Origin of the sequence: Rhodococcus sp. BP-241 (assembly GCF_019836145.1) — a bacterium.
Lineage (GTDB): Bacteria > Actinomycetota > Actinomycetes > Mycobacteriales > Mycobacteriaceae > Rhodococcoides.
This window is the reverse complement of record NZ_JABUEI010000001.1, coordinates 182,752-205,012: the sequence shown is the minus strand read 5'-3', so window position 1 is coordinate 205,012 and position 22,261 is coordinate 182,752. Positions and strand designations below refer to the sequence as shown.

Genomic DNA, 22,261 nt, shown 5'->3' with positions numbered 1-22,261 from the left:
CGCACCCCACGGGCTCGTCGTTCGTCGCTACTGTGGAGTTCGTGGTTGCACTTCTGTGGCTCGTCGGAGCGGTGATTCTCGCTGCGGGTGAAGCGCTGTCCGGAGATTTCTTCCTTCTCATGCTGGCCGGCGGGGCCCTGGGTACCGCGGGCATCTCGGCGCTGACCGACTTCCCCGTGTGGGGCGACGCGATCGTGTTCGCGATCCTGTCCGGAGCCCTGATCCTGGGTGTCCGACCGGTGCTGACCCGCCGGTTCTCGACGCCCCCGCCGACCCCCACCGGGATCGCCGCGCTCACCGGGCGATCCGCGCAGGTGCTCGATGCCATCGATCAGCACTCCGGCACGGTGCGGCTGGACGGTGACGTGTGGACGGCTCGTCCGCTCGATCCCACCGAGGTGTACGCGGCCGGAACGACCGTGACCGTGATGAAGATCGACGGCGCCACGGCCGTCGTGTGGAAAGGACCCTAGATGGGTGACTATGCCGCCTTGATCGCCCTTGCCGTGGTGGTGCTGTTCGTCGCCGTGGTGGTGGCGAAGTCGGTGACGCTCGTGCCGCAGGCCGAGGCCGCGGTGATCGAGCGTCTGGGCCGATACTCCAAGACGGTCTCCGGGCAGCTCACGTTCCTCGTGCCGTTCGTCGACCGTGTCCGAGCGAAGGTCGACCTGCGTGAGCGCGTCGTGTCCTTCCCACCGCAGCCGGTGATCACGCAGGACAACCTGACGGTGTCCATCGACACCGTCGTGTACTTCCAGGTCACCACCCCGCAGGCCGCGGTCTACGAGATCAGCAACTACATCGTCGGTGTCGAGCAGCTCACCACGACGACGCTTCGCAACGTGGTCGGCGGTATGACCCTGGAGGAGACGCTCACCTCGCGTGACTCCATCAACGGCCAGCTCCGCGGAGTGTTGGACGAGGCCACCGGGCGATGGGGCCTGCGTGTCGCCCGAGTGGAGCTCAAGAGCATCGATCCGCCGCCCTCCATCCAGGAGTCGATGGAGAAGCAGATGAAGGCGGACCGCGAGAAGCGCGCCACCATCCTCACGGCCGAGGGACACCGTGAGTCGTCCATCAAGACGGCCGAGGGTGACAAGCAGTCTCAGATCCTGTCCGCGGAGGGCGCCAAGCAGGCCGCCATTCTCTCCGCCGAGGGTGAGCGTCAGTCCCGCATCCTCCGTGCGCAGGGTGAGCGGGCGGCCAAGTACCTCAACGCACAGGGTGAGGCGAAGGCCATCGAGAAGGTGTTCGAGGCTATCAAGGCCGGCAAGCCGACGCCCGAGTTGCTCGCCTACCAGTACCTGCAGACGCTGCCGAAGATGGCGCAGGGTGATGCGAACAAGATGTGGGTGGTGCCGTCCGACTTCGGTGATGCCCTGAAGGGCTTTGCCAAGAATCTCGGTGCGCCGGGCGACGACGGCGTCTTCCGTTTCGAGCCCAGCGACCAGGGCGAGACGCACTCCAAGCCGGAGGACGACTCCGCGGAAGTGGCCGACTGGTTCGACACGAAGACGGACCCGGCCATCGCTCGGGCGGTGGCCGACGCCGAGGCCGTGGCACGCAAGCCTGTCGACACGTCGTTGGCCGCCGCACCCAACCCGGCGCGGGACTCGGCTCCGGAGCCCGCAAAGGCCGTCGAGGCCTCCACGCCGGACGGGTCCGGGTCGGGCGACGACGCACCGCGCGAACTGGACCGCTGACGGTCAGGCAGCCAGACCCGCGCCGATGCCGCCCGCGGCGAGTGCCCAGAGCACGCTGGTGAAGGTGCCGATGATGAAGTACTCGGACGCCCGCGGATCGCGGAGTTCGGGGTAGCGCGCGAGTCCCTTCACCGCGAGCACCACGGCGATGCCCTCGGGCCACCCCGTGAGCACTGCGACCACGACGGCGATGCGTTCGAGTGTGCCGATGACGAGCCCCCCACGCAGGACGGGGCGCTCGTCGTCGGCATCGCCGTCTCCGGGCTCGGGCCGTCGGCGCGCGAGATGGAAGACCGCGGGAACGACGACGGTGCCGCCGGTGACGGCGACCGCGACGACCAGGACCATCGCAACGACGAGTGGTGGCCCGGTGACCGGTGCGCCGGCGATCGCGGCGGCGAGACCCGCCAGTGCGAGCATCCCGGCGGACAGGAGTGCCGGAATCCACCAGCGCAGCGGCGGCAGCCACCGGACGCGGCGTCCCGGCGCAGCCGTCGGTGGGATCGTCGGCACCGGTCGGGCGGGAAGCAGTGCTGCTCCGGCGGAGAGCGCGAGTGCGAGCAGCGCGAGGGTGGTCGCCATCAGGCGTCCGTTCCGCGTGCGCGCAGATCGGCGAGCGCGAGCATCCGCGCCACGACCGGTCGTGCTGCACGCTCGGCCTGCCACCCCGCGACGGCCAGTCGTTGGGACACTGCCTGCGGTGTGATGGACAGTTCCTCGGCGACGGCGGTCTGCGATCCGAGCCTGCGGACACTGTCGACCGCGGCGCGGCCCTGCTCGGTGCGCCGGACCAGGAGCAGTGCCAGCAGTGCCACCACGGCGTCGGCATCGCCGGCGGACTCGGCGTCACCGCCGCGGACCGCGATGTGGGCGACGGCGTTCTTGGCGCTGTCGACGGCGTCCCGCGCGGCTTCGAACGCCGGGCCCCGACCCGCTCTGGTGGAGCGTGGCAACGGATCCTCCACGGCCCCCACCCCGATCCCGACGCTCCAGTGCCCGTCCTCGAGGAAGTCGAGGGCGAGGTCGAGTGCCACAGACGCGTCGTCCGCCACACCCTGGACCTCGTCGCCGGCCGTGCGTTCGAACGGGCGCACCAGGTCGGTGGCTCGGTCGAGGATGTCGGCGACGCGATCGATGTCGCGTCGACTTCCGCGTTGGTCCACGGTCAGAACGAACATCGATCAACCCTAGAAGCTTGATCAGTCGTAATCAAGCCTCGAGTCTTGATGCGTTGCGACGCACAGAGTTCATCGTCGACCTTGATCCGGCCACATCAAGCCCGTGACCTTGACCTCATCGATCGCCGGCCACCGGCATCCGCGCGTCCAGGATCAGTCCCACGACGCCCACGGCAATGCAGACCCCCGAGATCGCGAGCAGGACCGGATCGCCGTGACCGGCCAGAGCGTCGCCGAGCAACACGATGCCGACCGTTCCCGGGATCACCCCGACCACCGTCGCCAGCGCGAACGGCACCACGGCCACCGAAGACAGGCCGGCGGAGTAATTGACCACCGAGAACGGCACCGGCGCGATGAGTCGAAGACTCCCCACCGCCAACCATCCCCGTCGCGCGAGACGGGAATCGACGGCCCGGATCACCGGATGGTCCCAGCGTGCGGTCACCACGTCGCGGCCGAGTGCTCGGACCAGCAGGAACGCGAGCACTGCACTCACGGTCGTCGCTGCGACCGCCACACCGACCCCCGTCACGGGTCCGAACAGCACACCCGCCGACACCGTGAACAGGGTGCGGGGGATCGGCGCCACCGTGATGATCGCGTGCGCCGCGAAGAAGACGAGGGGGAAGGCCGGCCCGACGGCAACGGCCCACTCCCGCACGCGGTCGATGGTGGGGAGGGGTACGAGCAGTGCCACGACGATCAGGGCGGCGAGCACGGTGACGGTCGCGGCCACGCGGAGCACGAGCGCGCGGCGGCCTCCGAGGACGATCGACTCCTCCGACGGCACTGTGTCGTGCGGGTCGATGTCGGGGGTCGTCACGTCTGCTCACGCTACCGAAGAGCGATGCGGGCGGTGCTCGTCGACGCGGTCGGAACGGTCACTAGGAGGACCGATGCTCGGACGCCCTACTAGTGTGAAGTTTGTCTCAGGCCACTGTGATGGGACTCGGGATAGCGTGCCCGGAGTGCGGTTAACATCACAGCATCCGCAGGCGCGAAAGGGACACATGGCCACGTCACACACCGGGACACCGGATTCCGTCGCTGCCGAGGACGTCGGCGCGGCCGTACCGGTGAGCAGCGCCGAGGAGGGTTTCGCGACCTGGCGCCGCGGCGTGGCCGGGGTGCTGGCCAAGGCTCGTCGGGTGGACGTCTCGGAGCTCCCCGAGCATCCGGAGACGCTGCTCGAGGTGACCACGTACGACGGGGTCACGGTGCGGCCCCTGTACGGGCCGCTGGACGAGACTGCCGAGGCTCCGCTGCCCGGCACCTTCCCCTTCACGCGTGGCACGGACGCGCATCGCGACGTCAACGTCGGGTGGCTGGTCGCCGGTCGGTTCGGCCGTCCCGCCGGTGCGGACTCGGACGCGGCGACGCTCAACGACCAGCTCCTCGACGCGCTGCAGAACGGCACGAGCGCCCTGTGGCTCGACACGGCGTCCGTGGGTGCCGAGGGCCTGGCCCGCGCACTCGACGGGGTCCTGCTCGACCTCGCGCCCCTGACGCTGGACGCGGGTGCGGACGTCACAGCGGTGGCCGACGCGCTGTTCGCGCTCCTGGACGAGCGCGGTGCCGCCGCCGACGTCCGACTGGGGGCGTCACCGCTGACCGATCGATTCGCCGACCTCCCGGGTGCGAGCGAGCAGGACGCGATCGATCTCGCGGTGCGGGCAGTGGCGCGCACCGAGCGGGTGCGCGCGATCACGTTGGACGGCACCGTGTTCCACGCTGCCGGGTCGGCAGACGCGCAGGAGGTCGGTCTGACCGTCGCGGCCGGACTCGAGTATCTGCGTGCGCTCACGGCGGCGGGACTGTCCACTGTCGAGGCATTGGGACAGGTGGAGTTCCGGCTCGCGGCCACCGACGAGCAGTTCGAGACCATCGCCAAGTTCCGTGCGGCCCGGCGGGTCTGGGCCCGGGTGGCCGAGGTGCTCGGGGCGCCGGAGCACGGCGGGGCCCCACAGCACGCCGTCACCTCGGCGGCGATGATGACGCAGCGCGATCCCTGGGTGAACATGCTGCGCACGACGCTGGCCGCGTTCGGCGCCGGTGTGGGCGGAGCCGACGCGGTGACCGTCCTGCCGTTCGACGCCGCGATTCCCGGCGGCGCCGCGGACGTCTCGCAGACATTCGCCGCACGGATCGCGCGCAACACCCAGCTGCTCCTGCTCGAGGAGTCCCACCTTGGTCGGGTGGTCGATCCGGCCGGTGGTTCCTGGTACGTCGAGTCGCTCACCGACGCGCTCGCGGACTCGGCGTGGTCGGTTCTGCAGGCGGTCGAGGCCGCCGGCGGTTACCGCGCCGCGCTGGAATCCGGTGAGATCGCGCGCCGGGTCGAGGGGACCCGAGCCGCCCGTGCGAGCGACATCGCCCACCGCCGCACCGCGGTCACCGGTGTCAACGAGTTCCCGAACCTGCAGGAGCCGTCGCCCGCGGCCTCGGGGAACGGCACCGTCGCCGGACGTCCCGCGACGCGGTACGCCGCCGAGTTCGAGGCGCTGCGTGATCGCAGCGACGCGGTGCTGGCGGACAAGGGCAGTCGACCGGTGGTGCTGCTGGCGCCGTTGGGCAGCGTCGCGGAACACAACGGACGCACCACGTTCGCGGCGAACCTCATGGCGTCGGGCGGGATCGAGGCGGTGAACCCCGGTGCGGGAGCCGATCTCGCCGCGGTGGCACGCGAGACCGCCTCGCCGATCGCCGTGCTGTGCGGCACCGACAAGCGGTACGCAGCCGAGGGACCGGACGCCGTCGCCGCTCTGCGGTCGGCGGGGGTGCGGACGGTGCTCGTCGCCGGCGGTGCCTCGGCCTTCGCGGACGCGTCGCCGGAACAGACCCCGGACGGACATCTCACGCTCACCATCGATGCCGTCGCCGAACTGAGTGCTCTTCTCGATGCACTCACCGGCGAGGCTCGTACGGAAGGACACACCGCATGACCGACGACGCTGGTGACATGGGCCCCGTGGGCAGTTTCGCGGACGTTCCGCTCGTCGACCCCCGCGGTGCGGACGCGGCAGCGCCGGCGGCCGACGATGCGCGCGCCCACGTCGAGGCGGCCGCGGCGGCTCACGGCTACTCGCCCGAGCAGGTGGTGTGGTCCACCCCCGAGGGCATCGACGTCCGACCCCTGTACACCGGCGCCGACCGGGCGGAGGCGGCCGAGGCCGGGTACCCGCTCGACTCCTACCCGGGCACGGCTCCGTTCCTGCGCGGTCCGTACCCGACGATGTACGTCAACCAGCCGTGGACGATTCGTCAGTACGCCGGGTTCTCGACGGCGTCGGAGTCCAACGCGTTCTACCGTCGCAACCTCGCTGCCGGTCAGAAGGGGCTGTCGGTCGCGTTCGACCTCGCGACGCACCGCGGCTACGACAGTGACCACCCGCGCGTGCAGGGCGATGTCGGCATGGCGGGTGTCGCGATCGACTCGATCTACGACATGCGCCAACTCTTCGACGGGATCGACCTGGGGTCGGTGTCGGTGTCGATGACCATGAACGGCGCCGTGCTGCCGATCCTGGCGCTGTACGTCGTCGCGGCGGAGGAGCAGGGCGTCGGACCCGAGAAGCTCGCCGGCACCATCCAGAACGACATCCTCAAAGAGTTCATGGTGCGCAACACCTACATTTATCCGCCCGAGCCGTCGATGCGGATCATCTCCGACATCTTCGCGTACACCTCGACGCACATGCCGAAGTTCAACTCGATCTCCATCTCCGGCTACCACATCCAGGAAGCCGGCGCGACGGCCGACCTGGAGCTCGCGTACACCCTCGCCGACGGGGTGGAGTACATCCGCGCCGGGCTGGCCGCGGGCATGGACATCGACACGTTCGCCCCGCGGCTGTCCTTCTTCTGGGCCATCGGCATGAACTTCTTCATGGAGGTCGCCAAACTGCGCGCGGGCCGGTTGCTGTGGGCGGAGCTGGTGCAGAAGTTCGACCCGTCCAGCGCGAAATCACTGTCGCTGCGCACACATTCGCAGACGTCCGGCTGGTCGCTGACGGCGCAGGACGTCTTCAACAACGTCTCCCGCACGTGTATCGAGGCGATGGCCGCGACGCAGGGACACACGCAGTCACTGCACACCAACGCGCTCGACGAAGCGCTCGCGCTGCCCACCGACTTCTCCGCCCGGATCGCCCGCAACACCCAGCTGCTGCTGCAGCAGGAGTCCGGCACGACGCGGCCCATCGATCCGTGGGGCGGCTCGTACTACGTGGAGTGGCTGACCCACCAGCTCGCCGATCGGGCCCGCGCGCACATCGCCGAGGTCGAGGAGGCCGGCGGAATGGCCAAGGCCATCGGCGAGGGCATCCCGAAGCTCCGCATCGAGGAGGCGGCGGCGCGGACGCAGGCGCGCATCGACTCCGGTCGGCAGCCGCTGGTGGGTGTCAACAAGTACGTTCCCGACGAGCCCGACGCCATCGAGGTGCTCAAGGTCGAGAACTCGCGGGTGCGCACCGAGCAGATCGAGAAGCTGGAGCGACTGCGCGAGGAGCGCGACCCCGGCCGCGTCGAGGCGGCGCTGTCCGCCCTCACCGCGGCGGCCGCGTCCACCGACGGCGGGATGGAGAACAACCTGCTCGCCCTCGCCGTCGACGCGGCGCGGGCCATGGCGACGGTGGGCGAGATCTCCGACGCACTCGAGAAGGTCTACGGACGGCACCGCGCCGAGATCCGCACGATCAGCGGTGTCTACCGGGACGAGGCGGGGAAGGCCACGAACATGGTGCATGCAGGCGAGCTGGCGACGGCGTTCGCGAAGGCGGAGGGCCGCCGACCCCGCATCCTGGTGGCGAAGATGGGGCAGGACGGACACGATCGCGGACAGAAGGTCATCGCGACGGCGTTCGCCGACATCGGCTTCGACGTCGATGTCGGCCCCCTGTTCCAGACCCCCGAGGAGGTGGCGAACCAGGCCGCCGACAACGACGTCCACGTCATCGGGGTGTCGTCGCTCGCCGCCGGTCACCTGACGCTGGTTCCGGCGCTGCGGGAAGCACTCGCCGCCGTCGGCCGGTCCGACATCATGGTCGTGGTCGGCGGCGTCATCCCGCCGGGCGACTTCGACGCGCTGCGTGAGGCCGGGGCGGCCGCGATCTTCCCGCCCGGCACGGTGATCGCCGACGCCGCGGTCGATCTCATCGGCCAGCTCGCGGAGAGCCTGGGTCACGGCGCGGCCGTCTCGGACGCAGGAGCGAACGCCTGAGCATGTCCGACGCGACCGCAGCACGTCCCACGCGTCCGGCGATCGATCTCGACGCGCTCGTGGCCTCGGTGCGGGCCGGTGAGCGTGCCGGGCTGGCGCGTGCCATCACCCTCGTCGAGTCCACCCGCGACGACCATCGCGACCTCGCCCAACAGATGCTGCTCGAGCTCCTTCCGCACGCCGGGGGGTCACATCGGGTGGGCATCACGGGCGTACCGGGAGTCGGCAAGTCGACGTTCATCGACGCCCTGGGCATGACGCTCATCGAGAAGGGCCACCGCGTCGCGGTTCTCGCGGTGGATCCGTCGTCGACCCGTACCGGGGGCTCCATCCTCGGGGACAAGACGCGGATGGCACGGCTCACGGTCGCGCCCGAGGCGTACATCCGGCCGTCCCCGACGTCGGGAACCCTCGGCGGTGTCGCGAAGGCGACCCGCGAGACGATCGTGCTGCTCGAGGCGGCCGGCTACGACGTCGTGCTGGTGGAGACCGTCGGGGTCGGGCAGTCCGAGATCACGGTCGCGGGCATGGTGGACACCTTCTGCTTCCTGACGCTCGCGCGCACGGGAGATCAGCTGCAGGGCATCAAGAAGGGTGTCCTCGAACTCGCCGACGTGGTCGCCGTCAACAAGGCCGACGGGAACCATCTCCGCGACGCCAAGGGTGCCGCGCGCGAACTCGCCGGAGCGCTCAGACTGATCTACCCGCACGACGCCCTGTGGACGCCGCCCGTGCTGACGATGAGCGCGATCGAGGAGACCGGACTCACGGAGTTCTGGGACACCGTGTGCCGCCACCGCGACGTCCTCACCGCGGCAGGCGACTTCGACGCCCGCCGCCGCGACCAGCAGGTCCAGTGGGTGTGGACCATGGTGCAGGACCAGCTGATGCGCCGACTGTCGTCGAGTCCCGCGGTGACCGCCGTCCGCGCCGACGTGGAGAGGCGCGTGGCCGACGGGTCTCTCACCGCGGCCCTGGGTGCGCAGGAGATCCTGACCGCCTTCGACGGCTGAACTCAGCGCCCGGCGGCGAACGCCCCGACCGTCGCGAGCAGGTGATCGAAGAAGGCGTCCGGATCGGTCGACACGGCGATCGCGGCATTGGGGCGACGTCCCCAGAACCCGCGCCGGTCGGCCACCGTCGTTCCCCGCGTGAGGGTCCCGACGAGTTCGACGTCGACGGTGGCCAGGGCGTACTCGGCGATCTCCGGGTGCAGTGCGACGGCCGCCGCGAACGGGTCGTGCATGTGCGCCAGGTATCCCTCACCCTGCGCGTGGTGGAACTCCATGTAGAACCGCACCGCGTCCGTCAGGTATCGCACGACGGGCACGGACGCCGTCGAGCGTGCTCCCACCTCGTCGATCGAGAGGTGCTCCACCGGAACGGATCCGGCGATCTCTGCCAGACGTGCCACGTGCGACGGATGCATCTCGATCCGTTCCGTCAGGCCCAGGGCGCACACGATCGGCTCCCGGCCCGAGGGCACCGCGTCGAAGGCGTCGAACACCTCCTTCGCAGCTTCCGGGTCGACCGCCACGTTCCATTCGGAGGTGGGCGTCGTGTTCCCCGGGTGATCGATGCTGCCGCCCATGATCACCAGACGCTTCAGCAGCACGGGCAGTGCGGGCTCGAGCCGCAGTGCCAGAGCCAGATTCGTCATCGGACCGGTCACCAGCCCGACCAGCTCGCCCGGGTTCTCGCGCGCAAGGTCCACCCACGCCTGCGCCGCCGTCCGATCGGAGACGGTCATGGTGGGCGCCGGCAGATTCGCGTAGCCCACTCCCAGCGGACCGTGCGTGTCCTCCGTCGTCATCAGCGGGGCGACCAGCGGTGCGTCGACGCCGACGGCCACCTCCACGTCGGTCAGACCACAGATCTCCAACCAGGACAGCGTGTTCCGTGTCACCTGCGCGGTGGGCACGTTGCCCGCCGTGCAGCACACGGCCACGATCTCGGCCTCCGGACTCGCAGCCAGATAGACCAGAGCGAGGGAATCGTCGATTCCGGTGTCGACGTCGACGAGGAGTCGAGTGCGGGCGGGGGAGTCGACGTCGGTCATGCCGCCATCCTGTCAGGACGGGAAGCGCGGCTCGTCGCGTCCCCACGGGCGGGCCGGGAAGGGGTGATCGTCGTACTCCGCGAGCGCCGGTCGGGCCGTGCGGACGTCGTCGTGGAGGACGGTGTGCTCGTCCGTCGGCAGCACGGGGTCGGATGGAGTGTCGACCCTGCCGTCGGCATCGAGCAGCCAGGCGGCAGTGCGTGCCAACGAGACCGACACCGTCCTACCGATGCCACCGTCGAGGCGCTGGGTCAGAGCGTCGACGATTCCCGCCGCCAGCAGATGGCCGGACGCGTGATCGAGCGCCTGCACCGGCAGCGCCCCCGGAACCCCGGCCGTCCCGCCGTCATCCGACCGGCCTCCGGCCTTTCCGCCGTCATCCGACCGGCCTCCGGCCTTCCCGCCGTCATCCGACCGGCCTCCGGCCTTCCCGCCGTCATCCGACCGGCCTCCGGCCTTCCCGCCGCACATGTTCGCGATGCCGGACGCCGCCTGCACCAGGCTGTCGAATCCGCGCCGCCGTGCCCACGGCCCCCGGCCGCCCCACGCACTCACCGTCCCGATGATCGCTCCGCTCGGCCGGTGCGCACGGAGGTGGTCGTCGATGTAGGAGCCCGGCCGGTAGCCGCCGACCACCACGTCCACCGACGACATCAGCGCCGTCAGTCGCTCGTCGTCGTCGTCGACGAGCACGTCCAGGAGAGTCGAGTACTTGCCGGCGCCGGTGTCGAGGTGCTGGGCTTCGATCTCCGGCAGCAGTGGGGAGTCGACCCGCAGTACCGATGCACCGAGGAGGGCCAGATCGCGCGTGGCGACCGGGCCGGCGATGACCCGCGTGAGATCCAGTACGCGCACCCCGGCCAGCGGTCGCATCGGGTCGGTCGGTGGTTCGGGAAGCGACGGCAGACCGTCGGGACGCACGGTGGACGAGACGATGGGGCCGGAACGCGTGAAACGGCCGGGCGCCGAGCCGAACCACTCGTCCGGGGTCCGCACCGCCACGACGAGCGCGCCGAGTTCTGCTGCACGCTCCTCCACGTCCAGAGCCTCGTGGAGGAGCAGAGCCGCCGCGACGGCGGTGTGGTCGGCGTCGTCGGCGAGCTCGAGGAGCGAGAGCAGTCGCGCCCGGTGGTGCGGGTAGTTGGCGTGGGTGCGCACCCACCCGTCCGCGGTGCGGAAGAAGCCGGACAGGGCGGCGAACCCTGCGACCGGCCGCCCGTCGATGCGCAACAGTCTGTCTCCCGCGAACGACGCGGCGACCCGATCGCCGACCACCACGCGCGGTGACGGTGCGGTCAGCCCCGAGGCGACGCGGAACCGGTCGACCGCGGAACCGAGTGCAGCGACCGCACCGACGGCCAGCGCGGCCACCGGCAGGGTCGACGACAACACGCCCTCGGACACGGGTCGCACGGTGATGTCGGCGGCCTGAGCGAGACCCAGGTCGGCCTGGTACCGGTGCAGCAGGTCGGTCATACCTTGCGCGCGGAGATCTCCATGCCGGCGCCGCGGAGTCGGTGGATCAGCGCGTCACCGATTCCGGAGGCCGGGGTGAGCACGCCGCCGCCGACGGAGGGGAGTGCGTCACGGTCGAGCGCGAGCGCCAGTGCCGATTCGCCCAGCATCATGGCGGTGGCCGCGTAGCCGGGATCGCCCTTCGCCTTCACGCGCGAGACGTACCGGTCACCGCTGCTGGTGGTGGTGTAGACGTCGATCGTGAAATGCCCCTTCTGCCGGGTCTTCTCGCTGGGACCGTCGCCCGGCTTGGGCAGGATCTTGTCGAGGAGGAAACGGGTGGGCTTGAAGGCCATGCCCGCGACGAAGGCGCCCAGTCCGGCGAGCACGGCACCGGCGATCACCGGGGAGGCGGGCGACGAGCCGACGCTCATGACCTCGCTGTAGCGGAAGTTCTTGCCGTACGGGTATCCGAGCAGCGCGTTCGTGCGGCGCACGACCCGAGTGTTGTACGAGGACATCACGAACGGTGCCTTCCACCCCTTGAGATCGGGGTGGATGTCGGCGCCCTTGACGATGGGGGTGTCGCTCTGGCGTCCCAGATCCGGCTCGATCGAGCGGTCGGGGCTGAGCGAGTAGGGGCTCGCCGCCATCTTCGCCGCGGCGCGGTCCTTCGTGATCTCGTCGATCTGGCCGCGCAGCGAGTCGATGGTGCCGCCGCTGACTCCGCCGCTCATCGACGTCACGACGAGGGTGGTGTCGGTCAGGTCGCCTGCTCCGTCCTCGTGGACCTTGGAGTAGAGCGCGTGCACGCCGATGTCGGACGGCACCGAGTCGAAGCCGCAGGAGTGCACGATCCGAGCGCCGGTGGAGTGTGCGAGATCGTGGTTCTGGTCGGCACTGAGGCGAGCGAACAGCACTTCGCCGGTGAGGTCGACGTAGTCCGTGCCGTGCGCCGCGCAGACGTGCGCGAGCGTGCGTCCGAACTTCGCGTACGGCCCGACCGTGGTGATGACGACCTGTGTGCGAGAAGCGATGTCGGTGAGCGCGGCCTCGTCGTCCGCGTCCGCGACGAGCAGTGGCCAGTCGGCGGCGCGGGACGGCAGACCGCGACGGGTCGACTCCAACTTGGATCGGGACCGGCCCGCGAGTGCGATCGACGTGCCCTGCGGGGCATGATTCGCCAGGTACTCGGCGGTGAGCGCGCCCACGAAACCGGTGGCGCCGTAGACGACGACGTCCAACTCGCGATCCCCTGCCGTGTCGAGATCGGACGCAGTGTCGAGTTCGGATGGGTCAGGTGCGGAAGTCTCGGCCATCACCCGAGCCTACAAGCGCTCCTGTGACCCACCACCACTCACCACGACCACGTGTGGACGGCCTCGCCCTCGTGCATGAGCTGCAGGTAATCGGACAACATGCCCGCCACGGCGCGCTCGCGCGACTCCCCGGCACGCTCGCGTGCGACGACGGCATTGCGTTGCCACACCGATCCGGACTGACGGCGCAGGCATCGACCCTCGATGACCCGGAGGTAGCGGTCGCGCACCTCGGTGTCCACGCCGTACGACGCGAGACCCGCCTCGGCCATGGGCAGCAGTCGGCGCAGGACCAGCTCCTGCGGCGAGATCCAGCCGACCTCCGGCCAGTAGAGCCGCGAGTCGAACCCGCCGCGGGCCGCCGAGTGCAGGTTCTCCACGGCGGCGTCGAACGACATCTGCGTCCACACCGGCCGGTCCGCGTCGACGAGCGACCGCAGGGTGCCGTAGTACAGCGCCGCGTCGGCGAGGATGTCGAGCACGGTCGGCCCCGCGGGAAGAACGCGGTTCTCGAGGCGGATGTGCTGCTCGCCGTTCGAGGTGTCGTAGATCGGACGGTTCCATCGATAGACGGTGCCGTTGTGCATCTTCAGCTCGGTCAGGCCGGGCGCTCGGCCCGCCGCGAGTTCGGCCATCGGATCCTCGTCGGACACGACCGGCAGCAGCGCGGGGAAATACCGCGAGTTCTCCTCGAACAGATCGAAGATCGACGTGATCCAGCGCTCGCCGAACCACACGCGGGGTCGAACTCCCTGGTTCTTGAGTTCCTGTGGGCGCGTGTCCGTCGCCTGTTCGAACAGGGGGATCCGGGTCTCGTGCCACAGTGCCTTGCCGGCGAGGAAGGGGGAGTTGGCGGCCAGTGCCACCTGCACTCCCGCCAGCGCCTGCGCGGCGTTCCAGTGCGCGGGGAACTCCGTCGGCGAGACCTGCAGGTGTAGTTGCACGGAGGTGCACGCGGCCTCGGGGAGGATCGTGTCGGAGATCTCGTTCAACGACTCGATGTCGTGGCTGCCGGGCAGAGGGACCCCGGTGATCGACAGTTCGATGTCCTCGCCGCGCGCCGCGAAGATCTGTTGGTTGAGCAGGTCGTATCGCGGATTGCTGGACAACCACTGGTGGGCGAAGTGATCCTTGCCCAGCGTGGGCAGCATCCCGATCATCGCCAGGGCGCATCCCTGCTCACGAGCACGGGCGTCCGCGGTGTCCAGAGAGGTGCGTAATCCGTTCTCCAGGATGCGCATCCGGTCGCCCGCCAGCGGTTCCGGGGCCACGTTGATCTCGATGTTGAACTGGCCCAGCTCGGTCTGGAAGTCCGGATCGGCGATCGCCTCGAGCACGGCCGCGTTGGCCATGGCCGGCTGCATCGACTCGTCCACCAGGTTGAGCTCGATCTCCATGCCCAGGCGTGGCTCGTCCACCCGGAAGGTGTCGTCCGCCAACATCGCCGCCAGGGCGTCCAGACACTCCTGCACCTTGTGCCGGAACATCTGCCGGTCCTTACGGCTGAACGTGCGCTGCTCGACCTCGTCGCCCATCACGACATTGCACCACGTGGGCGGCCGCCAGGCGCACGACACGGGGGTTCGGCGGTGTCACCAGGGCGAGGCCGCGTAGTCCTTGAGGAACTTCCCGTGCAGATCGACACCGAGCTCACCCTGGACGATGGGGTCGTAGACACGAGCCGCGCCGTCCACCAGATCCAGGGGCGCGTGGAAACCCTCGTCGGCGAGGCGGATCTTCGTCGGGTGCGGGCGTTCGTCGGTGATCCAGCCGGTGTCCACCGCGCTCATCGAGATGCCGTCGTCGAGCATCTCGTTCGCACTGGTGCGCGTCAGCATGTTCAGTGCGGCCTTGGCCATGTTGGTGTGCGGATGCCCCGGTCCCTTGTAGCCGCGGCCGAACTGGCCCTCCATCGCGGAGACGTTGACGACGTAGGACCGGCGATGCGGCGACGCCGCCAGGGCGGCGCGCAGGCGCGAGACGAGGATGAACGGCGCCACCGAGTTGCACAGCTGAACCTCGAGCAGCTCGACGGGATCCACCTGGTCGACGGTGTGCACCCAGCTGTTGGTCGGCGCCTCGTCGGGTACCAGCCCACCCGCGTCGATCGCCGTTCCGGCAGCCATGCGCTGCAGGGACGCCGAACCGGCGACGAGGGCCATGGAGGTCACCTGCGACGGCCCCATGTTCGCCATGACGGCGGTGTCGAGAGCGACGGTGTCGCCGTCGGTCTCGCCGAACGCCCCCACCAGCGCTGCCGGATGGGCATCGCTCGTCGCGCCGAACGTGCGCACCCCGAGCGCTGCCAGATCGACGCCGTGCTCACCGTCCTCGAGGGCGGTGTACGAGCCGGCGGACCGCTTGACGGTCTGAGCGGCGTTGTTGATCAGGATGTCGAGCGGGCCCTCCGCCGCGACGGAGTCCGCGAACGCGACCACCTGCGCGGGATCACGCAGGTCGATGCCGACGACGGACAGTCGATGCATCCAGTCGTGGCTGTCGGACATCGAGGAGAACCGGCGCACCGCGTCCGCGGGGAAGCGCGTCGTGATGGTCAGGTGAGCACCGTCGCGCAGCAGGCGCAACGCGATGTACATGCCGATCTTCGCGCGCCCGCCGGTGAGCACGGCGCGGCGGCCGGTGAGATCGGTCCGGGCGTCCCGCTTCGCGTGGTTCAGGGCGGCGCACTCGGGGCAGAGCTGGTGATAGAACGCGTCCACCGTCGTGTACCGCTGCTTGCAGATGTAGCAGGGACGCGCACGCTGCAGTGTGCCCGCGGTCTCGGTGGTGGTGGCCGACGTCAGCGCCAGCCCGGCGGTCTCGTCGTCGATGCGGTCGGGTGATCCGGTCGCCGTGGCGGCGACGACGGCGCGGTCGGCGTCGGCGACGCGGGCGCGCGACTCCAGGCGGCGACGCTTCTTCGCGGCCTTGAACATGCCGGCCGTGGCACGCTGCACGGTCACGGCGTCGGGGTGATCGTCGTCCAGGGCCGCCGCGCGGTCGAGCACGCGCAGGCACGCGGCAAGTTCGTCGGGGTCGATGCCCGTCACGCTGTGCTCCGTCATCGCCGCCTCCACGCTCCCGTGTCATGACGAAAGCCCCGATTCCGTGAGGAATCGGGGCTTTCGTCGGTCTGTCTTCGGTGTCCGAGGGGGGACTTGAACCCCCACGTCCGTTAATAGGACACTAGCACCTCAAGCTAGCGCGTCTGCCATTCCGCCACTCGGACAACCCACGTCACACCCTGCTGGTCACACACAGTTCATGATCGCGTCGCACCCGTGTTCTCGGTGCGGTCGCTAAATCTAGCCGATACCGCGCCCTGGACCAAAACCGCACGTCGGAGCACCTGCCGAGGCACCTGGAGTGGTAGGAACGAGCTGTGTCCGCAACAGGAGAGAACGACCACCAGACCGAGAAGCAGACCGTGGCCGTGGACGAGGTGGTCGACCTCGTCTCGTCGCTGATCCGCTTCGACACCTCCAACACCGGTGAGCTCGAGACCACCGCCGGCGAGAAGGAGTGCGCCGAGTGGGTGGCGCGCCAGCTCGAGGCCGTGGGGTACGAGACCGAGTACGTCGAGTCGGGTGCGCCCGGCCGCGGCAACGTCTTCGCCCGACTGGCCGGCGCCGACAGCTCACGCGGCGCGTTGCTCGTGCACGGCCACCTCGACGTCGTTCCGGCCGAGCCCGCCGACTGGAGCGTGCATCCCTTCTCGGGTGCCGTCGAGGACGGCTACCTGTGGGGACGCGGCGCCGTCGACATGAAGGACATGGTCGGCATGGCCCTGGCGCTGGCCCGACAGTTCAAGTCGGCCGGCACCGTCCCGCCCCGCGACCTGGTCTTCGCGTTCCTGGCCGACGAGGAGGCCGGCGGCAGGTACGGGTCGCACTGGCTCGTCGAGCACCGGCCCGATCTGTTCGAGGGTGTCACCGAGGCCGTCGGCGAGGTCGGCGGCTTCTCGCTGACGGTGTCCACCCCCGAGGGCGACGAGCGTCGCCTCTACCTCGTCGAGACGGCGGAGAAGGGGCTCGCCTGGATGCGTCTGACGGCCAAGGCTCGCGCCGGTCACGGATCGTTCCTGCACGAGGACAACGCCGTGACGTACCTCGCCGAAGCCGTTGCAGCACTGGGTAACCACCAGTTCCCGCTGGTGATGACGGACTCGGTGACCGAGTTCCTCGCCGCCGTGAGCTCGGAGACCGGCCTGGCCTTCGACCCCGAGTCGCCCGACATCGACGGCACCCTCGCCAAGCTCGGCAGCATCGCCCGCATCGTCGGCGCGACACTGCGCGACACGGCAAATCCCACGATGCTCTCGGCCGGGTACAAGGCCAACGTCATCCCGCAGACGGCCTCCGCCACCATCGACTGCCGCGTCCTGCCGGGACGCAAGGCGCAGTTCGAGCGCGAGGTCGACGCGCTCATCGGTCCGCACGTCGAACGGTCCTGGATCACCGACCTGGAGCCGTACGAGACCACGTTCGACGGGCACCTCGTCGACGCGATGAACGACGCGATCCTGGCGTTCGACGAGAACGGTCGCACGGTGCCCTACATGCTGTCCGGCGGCACCGACGCCAAGGCGTTCGCCAAGCTGGGCATCCGCTGCTTCGGCTTCGCGCCGCTCAAGCTGCCGCCCGAGCTCGACTTCGCGGCGTTGTTCCACGGCGTGGACGAACGGGTACCCGTCGAGTCGTTGATCTTCGGTACCAAGGTCTTCGAGCACTTCCTTCTGCACAGCTGACAACCCCGAACCCATATCTCCCGAGAGGACCTCATGTCACACGATCCCTACGCCGCACTGCCGTCGCTGCCGTCGTTCGAGCTCACGTCGGACAACGTCACCGATGGTCAGCCGCTCCACGAGGACCAGGTCAGCGGCATCATGGGCGCGGGCGGCCACGACAACTCGCCGCAGCTGTCGTGGTCGGGCTTTCCGGAGGAGACCAAGAGCTTCGCCGTCACCGTCTACGACCCCGATGCGCCGACGGCGTCCGGTTTCTGGCACTGGGCGGTGGCGAACATCCCCGTCTCGACCACCACCCTGGTCACCGGAGCGGGCGACGACAGCTCCACCGGGTTGCCGAACGACGCGATCACGCTGCGCAACGACGCGGGCCTGGCCCGGTTCATCGGTGCCGCACCCCCGCAGGGACACGGACCGCACCGTTACTTCGTGGCGGTACACGCCGTCGACGTCGAGAAGCTCGAGATCGACGAGAGTGCGTCACCTGCGTACCTCGGATTCAACCTCTTCAGTCACGCCATCGCGCGTGCCGTCATCGTGGGCACGTACGAGCAGAGCTGACGAGAACCGAATCAGCGCGGCCCGGGCCGCGGGACAGTCTCCGTGCCGACCGCGTCGGCCACCGAGGCGAATCCTGCGGCCCGGGCTCGTCGAGCCAGGCCGACGGCGACGCGACGCGCCCAGAACGGACCGCCGTAGACGAAGCCGGTGTACCCCTGCACGAGGGTGGCACCGGCGAGGATGCGTTCCCACGCGTCGTCGGCGGTCTCGACACCGCCGACCGAGATCAGCGTCATCGAGTCCCCGACGCGTGCACGCAGTCGGCGCAGCACCTCGAGTGATCGGTCCGCGACGTACGGGCCGGAGACGCCACCCGTTCCGAGATCCGCGGCCCCGGCCGTCCGCAGCCCGTCGCGCCCGATGGTCGTGTTGGTCGCCACGATGCCGGCGGATCCCAGCTCCATGGCTAGGTCTGCCACCGCGTCGACGTCGTCGTCCGACAGGTCGGGCGCGATCTTCACCAGGACGGGCACCGTCACGACGCTCGCCACGGCGGCCAGCAGAGGCCGCAGCGATTCCACCGCCTGCAGATCCCGCAGTCCGGGGGTGTTCGGCGAACTCACGTTGACCACGACGAAGTCCGACAGCGGGCCGAGCAGCCGCGCACTCTCCGTGTAGTCGATCGCGGCGTCCGCCGCGGGAACCACCTTCGTCTTGCCGATGTTGGCGCCGACCGGGATGTCCCCGCGTCGTCCGCGCAGACGCTCGGCCACCGCCGCAGCACCCGGATTGTTGAAACCCATGCGGTTGAGCAGGCCTCGGTCGGCGGGAAGCCGGAAGAGTCGAGGCTGTGGGTTTCCGGGTTGCGCCTGCGCGGTCACGGTGCCGACCTCCGCGAAACCGAACCCCAGCGGACCCCACGCGTCGACACCCTCACCGGTCTTGTCGAAACCGGCGGCCAGCCCGACCGGGGTGGGGAACGTCACGCCGAAGGCGGTCGTCCGCAGTGCCGGATCTCGGACCGAGAGCACGCGCGAGACCAGCGCACGCAGGGGCGCGAATCGAGTCACCGCGACCATCGCCGCGAATGCGAGGTGATGAATGCGTTCCGGAGGGAGCAGGAACATCGCGCGGAGCAGCAGCCGGTACGGGCTCACAGCCTGGAAACCTCTCGTCGGGGAATCTCGTCGGTGGTGCGGCGCCGCCACTCGGTCAGAGACCGGGATCGGGCACGTGGTGCGCGGTCTTGCGTCGTTTGAGAAGTACTCGCCTGCTGCCGTCGGTGTACAGCCGGACCCGGGAGAGCTCCCACCCACCGAACTCGGCGGAGATGGCCAGCCGCATCGAGGCCGTCACTCGGGTGACGTCCGGCGGCAGCTTGATGGGCACGTACTCCCAGTCGTCCGACTGGGTCTCCCAGCCGACGGGCATCGCACGGTTGTTCCGGTTCACGGATCTCGCTCTCGTCCTCGCGGGCACTCACGCCCGGGTCGGGATCACCTGGACCCCGGCGCCACTGTTCGAGCCTACGAAAAGTTCGCCGGACTGCGAGTCCACGGCGAGCGAGTCGGGCTGGCGCACTGTGGGGAACCGTGCCGACTCGACAGGAATTCCGGAGGTGATGTCGAATCCCACCACCTCGTTCAGTGCGGTCACGGTCACCCACACGGTGCCGTCGTCCTCGCACGCGACGGCGAACGGGGAGCCGGCGACGGGGTAGCGCTGTCGCATGATCAGATCGGGGTCGCCCGTGAAGACGAGCAGTTCGTCGTCGGTCGTGTCGGCGACCACGACGGCACCGTCGGCGCATCCGGTCATGCGGGTGGCCCCGTCGCCTGCGCGCAGCGCGGCGCCGAGACGTTCGGCACCGACGTTCACGGACGTCACCGACGTCTGCCGGGTGTCCAGGGACGCCAGATCGTCTCCGGTGCGTACGAGACCGTCGACCGACGCCTGACCGGGGATGGTGCTCTCGACCGCGCCGTCGGCTCCCGTGATCACGACGGTTCCGGTCGGCGTCCCGATGGCGTACCCGTCGTCCCACGGCGTCACCGAGGCGGCGCCGCCGTCGACCGCGACGTCCGTCGTCGCACCGGACTGCGCGTCCACCCGGCTGATGCCCGACGACGACGTGACCAACAGTTCGCCGTCCCTGCCGGCGGAGACGGACGTGCCGGGTGCGGAGAGTCGCACCGAGCGCGGATTCTCCTCCGAGTCGAGCGGGGTCAGCAGCAGCGTCGTACCGTCGTCGGTGAGGATCCCGGCGATCCGGTCGCGAGGCTCGATCGCGAGGCCGTCGACGGTGGCCGGACCGCCGAAGCGCGGGTCGGCCGTGACGCCCGCCGGCGTGACGGTCGTGTCGGGGGACACCGCGGCGACCTCCGGCTCACGCGTGTTCAGCTGCTCCGGATCGTCGGAGTTCGCGCATCCTGCTGTGACCGTCGTCACCAGGGCGAGGCCGAGAAGGACGAAACGGGTACTGCTGCGTCGTGCCGAGTGGGCACTGGTCGGTCGGGGTGCCATGGGGGTGATTCTCCTTCAGGTCTTCTCTCATCCGATCATCTCGCCGTCCCGGCGCGAGCACAGGGGAGGGATGTGTCCACCATGACGCGTCTGTACGTTTCGACGAGTGCCTGTCGACGAGAGAGAGCGAGGGAGGGCGCATGACGGGGCCGAGCAATGCGGAGTTCTCGGTGGAGGACGTGTCGGTGGGGGCGCACGCCCACGGGTTCGGGTCCACTCCGGACGGGCGGAGCTTCGCCTTCCGGGTACGCGGTAAGTCGTTGCGCGTGGAGGTCTACCGCTCCGACCTGGCGCAGGCCGTTCCCGACGATCTCGACGTCGACGCGGTCGCGGAGCGCGATGTCACGGACGTCGACCTCTCGGACGAGCGCTCGATCGTCGCCGCGGTCCGGGACGCGGTCGCCGACGTCCGTCCGCTCGACTCGCCGCAGCCGCCCGACACCACACTCCTGCGATCGCTGCTCGGGCGGCTTGGCAACGCGATCGACCCGAAGTGACGGTCAGGAACTGACGTCGTCCAGCGCGGAGGTGATGGCCGACGGAAGCGCGACGTCCTCGGCGGCCAACACACCCGTCAGCTGACCGATGTCCCGCGTCCCGACCACGACCGACGCGACACCGGGGCGATCTCGGGCCCACGCCAGAGCCACCGCGAGTGGCGACGTGCCCAGACCGTCGGCCGCCGTGATGACAGCCTCGACCACCTTCCCGCCGTCCTCACCGAGGAAGGGTGCGAGCGCGTGGCGTCGGTGATCGTCCGCGCCGCGTGAATCCGCGGGTACACCGTCCCGGTACTTGCCCGTGAGCACGCCGCCCGCCAGAGCCGACACCGCGAGAACGCCCACGCCGTGGTGGTCGGCCGCGGGGAACAGCTCGTCCTCGGCGCCGCGCGCGAGCAGGGAGTACTCCGCCTGCGCCGCGGTGATGTCGACGGACGCCGACACGGTGGCCAGCTGCCACGCCGTGAAGCCGCGAACACCCGCGTAGCGCACCCGCCCGGACGAGACCGCGTGCTCCAGAGTCGCCGCCACCTCACCGAGAGGGGTCTGCGGATCCCACGCGCCGACGCTCCACAGATCGAGGTGATCGGTGCCGAGCTCGCGCAGTGTCCTGTCCAGGTCTGCGAGGAGCGCGCGCCGCGAGCAGTCGACGGTCCAGTGCCCCGAGGTGTCCGGACGCGAGACGCCGGAATCGATGCTGAGCACCAGCTCACCGCGCGGAACCACGTCGTCGACGATCTCGGCCAACACCCGCACCGCGCGTCCGTCTCCATAGGAGGCGGACGCGTCGACGAGGGTCCCGCCCGCGTCGACGAACGCCGTCACCTGCGCCGCGGCGTCGTCACCGTCGACTCCGCGTCCCCATTCACCCGTTCCGAGTCCCAGGCGTGACACCCGCAGCCCGCTGCTCCCGACCGTTCTGTGCTTCATGAAGGCAGTGCATCCGTTTCGCCGTGTTCCGTCCGTGTCTCGTCCTGCCGACACGGTGGTCGAGGCACGACCCTAGTACGGTCGTGCCTCGTGACTTCGACAGGAAACCTCGTCGGTGGCGT

Annotated in this window: 20 protein-coding genes and 1 tRNA gene; 8 read left to right on the top strand and 13 right to left on the bottom strand. The window is 69.8% G+C overall.

All coding sequences use genetic code 11. The annotated features are described in order from the left end of the window. The first annotated feature begins 41 nt into the window (after positions 1–41). Together HQ308_RS00900 and HQ308_RS00895 are read left to right on the top strand one after the other, a co-directional pair. Positions 42–473, top strand: a complete 432-nt coding sequence (locus tag HQ308_RS00900) for an NfeD family protein (RefSeq protein ID WP_027505316.1) — start codon at positions 42–44, stop codon at positions 471–473. After that, complete coding sequence (locus HQ308_RS00895) at positions 474–1,703, top strand: SPFH domain-containing protein (RefSeq protein ID WP_051613228.1); 1,230 nt, start codon at positions 474–476, stop codon at positions 1,701–1,703. Positions 1,704–1,706: 3 nt separating this feature from the next. On the opposite strand, the gene HQ308_RS00890 is transcribed toward HQ308_RS00895, so the two are convergent. The 3 genes from HQ308_RS00890 to HQ308_RS00880 form a co-directional block, all read right to left on the bottom strand. After that, positions 1,707–2,285: a hypothetical protein gene (locus tag HQ308_RS00890; protein WP_037185388.1), complete on the bottom strand. Its 579-nt coding sequence runs from the start codon at positions 2,283–2,285 to the stop codon at positions 1,707–1,709. Then, positions 2,285–2,881 carry a hypothetical protein gene (locus tag HQ308_RS00885; RefSeq protein ID WP_027505318.1) on the bottom strand — a complete coding sequence of 199 codons (597 nt, stop codon included), beginning with the start codon at positions 2,879–2,881 and terminating at the stop codon, positions 2,285–2,287. The genes HQ308_RS00890 and HQ308_RS00885 overlap by 1 nt, the downstream gene beginning before the upstream one ends. A 115-nt stretch (positions 2,882–2,996) precedes the next feature. Further along, positions 2,997–3,620, bottom strand: coding sequence for a TVP38/TMEM64 family protein (locus tag HQ308_RS00880; RefSeq protein ID WP_285186007.1), 624 nt, complete (start codon positions 3,618–3,620; stop codon positions 2,997–2,999). 274 nt (positions 3,621–3,894) lie between these two features. Here HQ308_RS00880 and HQ308_RS00875 point away from each other — a divergent pair, with 274 nt between their 5' ends. Genes HQ308_RS00875 through meaB form a run of 3 tightly spaced genes read left to right on the top strand, consistent with a single transcriptional unit; the run spans position 3,895 to position 9,115 of the window. Next, complete coding sequence (locus tag HQ308_RS00875) at positions 3,895–5,826, top strand: methylmalonyl-CoA mutase family protein (RefSeq protein WP_222645233.1); 1,932 nt, start codon at positions 3,895–3,897, stop codon at positions 5,824–5,826. After that, positions 5,823–8,102, top strand: a complete 2,280-nt coding sequence (gene scpA, locus HQ308_RS00870) for a methylmalonyl-CoA mutase (RefSeq protein ID WP_235578919.1) — start codon at positions 5,823–5,825, stop codon at positions 8,100–8,102. Before HQ308_RS00875 ends, scpA begins: the two co-directional genes overlap by 4 nt. 2 nt (positions 8,103–8,104) lie before the next feature. After that, on the top strand, positions 8,105–9,115 hold the full coding sequence (gene meaB, locus HQ308_RS00865) for a methylmalonyl Co-A mutase-associated GTPase MeaB (protein WP_027505321.1): 1,011 nt from the start codon (positions 8,105–8,107) through the stop codon (positions 9,113–9,115). Between the two features lie 2 nt (positions 9,116–9,117). Here meaB and HQ308_RS00860 read toward each other — a convergent pair whose 3' ends face one another. The 6 genes from HQ308_RS00860 to HQ308_RS00835 form a co-directional block, all read right to left on the bottom strand. Further along, positions 9,118–10,161 (bottom strand): nucleoside hydrolase, encoded by a 1,044-nt coding sequence (locus HQ308_RS00860; RefSeq protein ID WP_222645232.1) that lies wholly within the window; start codon positions 10,159–10,161, stop codon positions 9,118–9,120. Between the two features lie 12 nt (positions 10,162–10,173). Then, a complete protein-coding gene (locus tag HQ308_RS00855) occupies positions 10,174–11,637 on the bottom strand; it encodes a CoA transferase (protein ID WP_222645231.1) in 1,464 nt (487 codons plus the stop codon). Beyond that, on the bottom strand, positions 11,634–12,935 hold the full coding sequence (locus HQ308_RS00850; protein WP_222645230.1) for a trans-acting enoyl reductase family protein: 1,302 nt from the start codon (positions 12,933–12,935) through the stop codon (positions 11,634–11,636). The genes HQ308_RS00855 and HQ308_RS00850 overlap by 4 nt, the downstream gene beginning before the upstream one ends. A gap of 38 nt (positions 12,936–12,973) precedes the next feature. Continuing rightward, positions 12,974–14,470, bottom strand: coding sequence for a glutamate-cysteine ligase family protein (locus HQ308_RS00845; protein ID WP_222645229.1), 1,497 nt, complete (start codon positions 14,468–14,470; stop codon positions 12,974–12,976). A 57-nt stretch (positions 14,471–14,527) separates the two neighbouring features. Beyond that, the gene (locus HQ308_RS00840) at positions 14,528–16,000 is read right to left on the bottom strand and encodes an SDR family NAD(P)-dependent oxidoreductase (protein ID WP_037185609.1); all 1,473 of its coding nucleotides are present in this window, start codon (positions 15,998–16,000) and stop codon (positions 14,528–14,530) included. 78 nt (positions 16,001–16,078) lie between these two features. Then, positions 16,079–16,164 (bottom strand) — tRNA-Leu (locus tag HQ308_RS00835). A gap of 153 nt (positions 16,165–16,317) precedes the next feature. On the opposite strand from HQ308_RS00835, the gene HQ308_RS00830 reads away from it, so the two are divergent. Beyond that, a complete protein-coding gene (locus tag HQ308_RS00830) occupies positions 16,318–17,682 on the top strand; it encodes a M20/M25/M40 family metallo-hydrolase (RefSeq protein WP_081821196.1) in 1,365 nt (454 codons plus the stop codon). A gap of 33 nt (positions 17,683–17,715) precedes the next feature. Continuing rightward, entirely contained in the window at positions 17,716–18,246 is a 531-nt protein-coding gene (locus tag HQ308_RS00825) for a YbhB/YbcL family Raf kinase inhibitor-like protein (RefSeq protein WP_027505328.1), read from the top strand. Positions 18,247–18,257: 11 nt separating this feature from the next. Here the strand turns inward: HQ308_RS00825 and HQ308_RS00820 are convergent, their stop codons facing one another. The 3 genes from HQ308_RS00820 to HQ308_RS00810 are packed head-to-tail and all read right to left on the bottom strand — an operon-like array spanning position 18,258 to position 20,709. Further along, positions 18,258–19,343 (bottom strand): quinone-dependent dihydroorotate dehydrogenase, encoded by a 1,086-nt coding sequence (locus HQ308_RS00820; RefSeq protein ID WP_307108861.1) that lies wholly within the window; start codon positions 19,341–19,343, stop codon positions 18,258–18,260. A 55-nt stretch (positions 19,344–19,398) separates the two neighbouring features. After that, complete coding sequence (locus HQ308_RS00815; protein WP_037185612.1) at positions 19,399–19,617, bottom strand: DUF5703 family protein; 219 nt, start codon at positions 19,615–19,617, stop codon at positions 19,399–19,401. 48 nt (positions 19,618–19,665) lie between these two features. Beyond that, the gene (locus tag HQ308_RS00810; RefSeq protein WP_222645228.1) at positions 19,666–20,709 is read right to left on the bottom strand and encodes a hypothetical protein; all 1,044 of its coding nucleotides are present in this window, start codon (positions 20,707–20,709) and stop codon (positions 19,666–19,668) included. 140 nt (positions 20,710–20,849) lie between these two features. Between HQ308_RS00810 and HQ308_RS00805 the strand changes: the two genes are divergently transcribed. Next, positions 20,850–21,206 (top strand): hypothetical protein, encoded by a 357-nt coding sequence (locus tag HQ308_RS00805; RefSeq protein ID WP_027505331.1) that lies wholly within the window; start codon positions 20,850–20,852, stop codon positions 21,204–21,206. A gap of 3 nt (positions 21,207–21,209) precedes the next feature. On the opposite strand, the gene HQ308_RS00800 is transcribed toward HQ308_RS00805, so the two are convergent. Continuing rightward, positions 21,210–22,139, bottom strand: coding sequence for an aldo/keto reductase (locus tag HQ308_RS00800; RefSeq protein ID WP_222645227.1), 930 nt, complete (start codon positions 22,137–22,139; stop codon positions 21,210–21,212). Positions 22,140–22,261: the final 122 nt, after the last annotated feature.